Genomic DNA, 1350 nt, shown 5'->3' with positions numbered 1-1350 from the left:
CCGTCCAGCCACTCCTTGGGTTTGGCGATTTTGGGACCACGTATGCTTTTGGCCACTTGCTTGGGCTTGATATTCCTGGCGAGCGCCAACAGTCGTGTTGCCAGCGTTTCTGAGGTCGTTTGAAGTGTCAGGTACTCCGAGGGCAGTGCGATCTGCATGCCCTCGTATCCGCTACGCACTTGTACCGTCAGATGGAAGATCGAAGCTTCCCAGCCTTCGGGCACTGTCTCGCGATGAGCCTGTTCCACGCTGCGTTTGAGCACTGCCAGGACGTTGTAGGCCAGGATCGCTGAAGCAAATCCCAGCAACGCCGCCCGCGGAGCGCCAAGGCTTTCGATTTCACTGTCCAGCACCGATTCCAGGCGCTGGAACATCCCTTCGATACTCCAGCGACGACGGTATAACTCGGCGATCTGCCCGGCGCTGACGGTGTCTGGCAAGTTGCTCCAGAACCACATCACAGTGTCGCCTGAGTCAGTAGGTGTCTGTAGGTTCAGTTCAACTCGACGCCAGCGGTGACCACCTTTGAGTTCGATGATTTGCTCGCGCACCGTTGCGGATTCGATGGCCACAGATTCTTGCCAGCCGCCTTCCTCAATCAACCGTGGATGTTTGCTTTGCTGGCGAATAATGAACGAAGCCCCCGCTTCCTCGCAGGCGTGCATGACGGGCAGCGTGCAGTACAGCCGATCGGCCATCCATAGCTGGCCCTTGGTGGCGCGGGCCAACAGCGGCAACACGCTGACGCGCTCACTGGCGTAGGCATCCTCGCAGGGCTGCAAGTCGACGATCTGATCGAGGTCCGGGTCGTAGACCACGACTGAAAACCCTGGGCGCGCCGCACCTCGCTCACGCCGCAAAGCCCCCGGGCGTTTTTCAGTAGAAGGCAGGTGGTTGCCGTCGACAATGCGCAGCTGCCAGCCGGGCAAAATGGCTGAGCAGCCCAACTCTTTTATCGTCGGAGCCAGGCGCTCGGCGCTTCCTGTAACCAACGCCCGCAGCAACGCGGGCTCTGTGCGGCTGACCTTGTCATAGAGCGCCGCCAACGTAACCGGCAGCCCCTCCATTTGCCGGGCAGCGGCATGTAAGGAGGGCCGTAGGCCCAATGAAACAAGGGACATCAGCTCAACGATGGTCGAAAACAAAAGCTCACGCGGGTACTGGCGTTGACGGTGTTCTTCAAACACCTGATCAACCCATTCGGCAGGAACAGCCTGCTCCAGTATCAATTTAGTCATGACACTGGCCGGTGTCTTTTTTTCAAACCGCGCTAGAACTTCTGTCCACATCGTTTTCGTCACCCTGACTGGTTTTTAGGGGATTCTAAACGAAGACCTTGAAAGGGCTGGC

General features: G+C 58.4%; 1 protein-coding gene. It reads right to left on the bottom strand.

From position 1 onward, the window contains the following. Positions 1–1238, bottom strand: a 1238-nt coding sequence (locus C8K63_RS29985) for an IS4 family transposase (RefSeq protein ID WP_108219972.1), incomplete at its 3' end; no start/stop codon positions are given. Positions 1239–1350: the final 112 nt, after the last annotated feature.

The organism is Pseudomonas sp. GV085, from assembly GCF_003050925.1.
Lineage (GTDB): Bacteria > Pseudomonadota > Gammaproteobacteria > Pseudomonadales > Pseudomonadaceae > Aquipseudomonas.
The sequence above is the reverse complement of the archived record's forward strand: the minus strand, read 5'-3'. Positions and strand labels throughout refer to the sequence as shown.